General features: G+C 63.0%; 1 protein-coding gene. It reads left to right on the plus strand.

Annotated elements, in window-relative coordinates:
• Window positions 1–729, plus strand: a 729-nt coding sequence (locus A3764_RS25440; RefSeq protein WP_161487524.1) for a hypothetical protein, incomplete at its 5' end; no start/stop codon positions are given.
• Window positions 730–754: the final 25 nt, after the last annotated feature.

Here is a 754-nt window from a genome sequence, read left to right on the forward strand (position 1 = left end):
GACATATTGCCGCCGCAGATAGAGGTGGGGGTGCGGTACAACCTGCCCACGATCCCGCTGGGACCGATCATCTTTTCGCAGGTGTCGATCAAGGTGGCCGCGATCCTGCCTCTGGCGGAGGGGGAGTTCCTGCTCAAGGCCGCGATCGGGCGCCGCGACCGCCCGTTTCTGATCTCGATCCCGCCCTATGGCGGTGGCGGGCATATCGGGATGACCGCGAATTCCCGGATCATCGGATTTGAGGCGTCGATGGAGTACGGCGCCGTCGTGCCGCTGGACCTGGCCCTGATCAAGGGGCACGGGCAGGTGACGGCAGGCATCTACATCTCGAAGACGATCGACGGGTTCACCGTGTTCTCGGGCTATCTGCGCGCCATCGGCGAGGGCTCAATCGGAATCTTCGGCATCGCGGTCCATATCGAGCTGTCTCTCACGCATGTGAACGGCAGGATGATAGGACGGGTCTATGTGTCCTTCACCTTCAGTGTGGGTTTCGTCAACCTCACCTTCTCGTTCGAGATCGAGCGGCAGATCAACAGCTCCCGCGAGAAGAACGCAATGCGTTTCGCGGCTTACAAGTCCGCTCCGCAACCGGTGGGTGCGGGGCGCAGTCCGATCCTGGCGCATGCGCCGCCGCGCATGACGCGCTGGACCGATTACAATGCCGCCTATCCGTCCGGCCTGAACCTGCCCAGGACCGTCGCGGACGTCCGAGGAGATCAGAATTGACAACCAAGGACGCGCGCGCACTCGG

Source organism: Sulfitobacter sp. HI0129 (assembly GCF_001635395.1).
GTDB lineage: Bacteria > Pseudomonadota > Alphaproteobacteria > Rhodobacterales > Rhodobacteraceae > Sulfitobacter.